The following is a 3,334-nucleotide window of genomic DNA, read 5'->3' on the forward strand; positions in this document are numbered from 1 at the left end:
CGCTATCCGAGGCCAGATGGCTCGCAAGCACCGCTGAAGCCTGCAAATGGGCAGAGCTGACGGATTCCAGGGCCAAATGGTTGGACTGGACAGCCTCTTCTGCCAAATGATTGGCTTGCACCGCTTCGTCTGTGATGTGCCACGACTGGACTGAGTGGGCAGACAGTTTGGCGGCAGTCACGCCTTCATCCGCCAATTTGTCGGACGTAACGGACTCATTCTGCAAAGCATCAGTCGATATCGCCTGTGAGGAGATATGCACATCCTGAATGGTTCCCGTTTGCAGATGATGCGACTGGATGGACTCCGGTGCGATATGCACGGATTTCACTGCCCCTTCTGCCAGCGCTCTGTCCTGTACTGCACCCGTTGCCAAGTGCCGAGTGTGTATCGCTTGCGTGGACAGATGTGGAGGGCCAACGCTTCCTTCCGCGAGATGCGTCGCTTGCACCGAGTGTGCCGCCAGCTTTTCTGAGGTGATGCTTTCTGCTTGAAGCGCACTACTGGATACGCTATCCGGGGCCAGATGGCTCGCAAGCACCGCTGAAGCCTGCAAATGGGCAGAGGTGACCGATTCCTGGGCCAGATGACTGGACTGAACGGCTTCTTCTGCCAAATGTTTGGCTTGCACCGCTTCGTCTGTAATGTGCCACGGCTGGACCGAGTGGGCAGACAGCTTGGCGGCAGTCACGCCCTTATCCGCCAGTTTGTCGGACGTAACGGACTCATCCTGCAAAGCATCGGTCGATATGGACTGTGATGCGATGTGTTCCCCCTGAATGGTTCCAATTTGCAGATGATGTGGCTGGATGGATTCCGGTGCGATGTGCACGGACTTCACTGCACTCTCTGCCAGTGCTCTATCCTGTACTGCTCCAGCTGCCAGATGCCGAGTGTGCACCGTTTGCGCAGAAAGATGTGAAGGGCCGATGCTGCCTTCCGCGAGGTTCATTCCTTGTACCGAGCGCGCTGCCAGCTTTTCCGAGGTGACGCTTTCCGCTTGAAGCGCACGACCTGACACACTATCCGGGGCCAAATGTCTCGTGAGCACCGAGGAAGCCTGTAGATGCACCGAGGTGACCGCTCCTGCAGCCAGATGTGCCGAATCCACGGCCGCCACAGCCAAATGGTTGCTTTGTACAGCTTCGTCCATAATATGTCCGGACTGCACGGCATGGGCAGACAGTTTCGTGGGAGTTACGCTTCCCTCCGACAGTTTGGCAGAGGTGACCGATTCATCCTGTAAGGCCGGAGTCGCTATAGCCTGCAATGCGATATGCTCTCCCTGAATGACCCCGCTTTGCAAGTGCTCCGATTGGATGGATTCGGGCGCAAGATGTGCAGACTTCACAGCATTCTGGGCTAATTCCGTCTCCTGTACTGCTCCTGCTGCCAAATGCCGAGTGTGTACGGCTTGCGCAGCCAAATGTCCGGGACCCACGCTATTTTCCGCCAGATTGGGAGCCTGCACAGCACGGGCCGCTAGCTTCTCAGAGGTGACACTTTCCGACTGAAGCGCATGACCGGATACACTGTCGGGGGCGAGGTGTTTGGTTTGGACCGATGCAGATTGCAAATGATTAGAGGTGACTGATTCCGGAGCGAGATGATTCGCCTCCACCGCTTCAACAGCCAGATGGTTACTCTGCACCGCTTTATCCGTAATATGCCACGGCTGCACGGAACGAGCAGACAGCTTAGAGGAAGTAACACTACCCTCAGCTAACTTAGGAGCCGTAATCGCCAAATCATTGATTTTATCCGTGGCCACACTTTCCGGCGATAGTTTCAGCGAAGTAACAGCATGATCCTGCAAATGATGGGAGTACACCGCTCCGCTGGCCAAATGCGCGGTTTGAACAGCGCCTTCACCTAGTATGTCCGCGGTAACGGACTGTTCTTGCAAAGCCGAGGTTCCAACACTGTCTTCCCCAAGATGTTTGCTCAAAACAGAACTCTGGGCCAGATGGGTCGAATCGACGGATTGAGCCTGCAATGCCTTTCCACCCACACTGTTGTCGGCAAGGTGGTTTTCACGAATTCCCCCCGTTGCAATGTGTACGTGTGTAATGGCTTGAGAGGCAATCTTATTTCCGGTTACCGCCCCTTTGCCAATTTTAGGTTCTGTCACTGCTTCGTCAGCGATTTTGTCAGACTTAATCGCGCTCGAAGCAATGTGATTTTCCTTGACAGCATGATTCGCCACATGGTGTTCCAGAACTGCTCCCTTCCCTAATTTCTCGCTCGTCACAGCCCCGGAATGCAAATGTTGCTCCGTAACCGCCTCCGATGCAATATGATTCTTTCGAATGATTTCGGACTGGAGATGCAAGGAAGAAACTGCCTCCGGAGAAATTTGTGGACCTTGTATGGCTGCTGTAGCAATATGTCTGGTAAGTACCGCCTCATCGGCAATTTTGTGTGGTAATATGCTCTGATCCGATATCTTGGATGAAGTGACGGATTGATCGACAATTTGCAATGAGCCTACAGACTGATCTGCCAGTTTATTGGACTGAATACTCCGATCCGCCAGATGGCGGGCTGTCACTTGGCCCGTTCCAAGCTGCTCTTCCCCAATGCAGCCAGGACTCAGATGCTTTCTTTCAATCGCTCCAGCCTGAATGTGTACACTGGTAACTGCCTCCGACTCCAGATGACGCCCGCTGACAACGCCTTCCTCCAACTGTTCCTTGCCCACAATTCCATTGGATAGCTGCTTGCGATTAATCGAACCGGGGGCCAGATGCCTTGCATGAACGGCATGCTCTGTCAGGTGTGCACTCTCAATGCTGCCAGCTTGGATTTTAGCCGCATCCACAGCCCCATCCCGCAGTTTGGAAGTGGTCACAGATTGATCGCCCAACTTGGAGCTATCGACAGCTTCATTAGCCAAATTGTTCGATTGAATCGTACCACTGCGAATTTTATCAGAGGTAACCGCCTGATCTTGAAGCATATCTGAAGATACGATCCATTGCTTGAAGTGACGACTCTCAATGGAGCCATTCGCAATATGATCGCCGCTGATAATCTTATCAGCCAGCTTTTCTGGAGTGATGCTACCATCTCGAAGTTTTTCACCACCGATAGAGCGATCCTGCAATTTACTGCCTGCCACAGATGCGTCCGACAGATGTTCCACCGTAATGGAGTCCGGGGCAATCTTCGAAGAAGTCACAGCACCGTCGGCTATCTTAATCGTTTGAACGGCATAATCCGCCAGAGATTCCGTGTGGATACTCTCTTGCTTCAGCTTGCTGGAATCTATGGAAGCGGGAGCGATCTTCTCACCCGTTACAGCGAGATCGCTCAAATCGTCTGTATAAATGAA

At 53.2% G+C, this 3,334-nt stretch carries 1 pseudogene; it reads right to left on the minus strand.

Annotated features, from left to right (window positions below):
• Positions 1 to 3,334, minus strand: a pseudogene (locus GRP75_RS22225) (WIAG-tail domain); the annotation flags it as partial.

The sequence above is a fragment of the Paenibacillus sp. OT2-17 genome, from assembly GCF_009827695.1.
Classification (GTDB): Bacteria; Bacillota; Bacilli; order Paenibacillales; family Paenibacillaceae; genus Paenibacillus; species Paenibacillus polymyxa_B.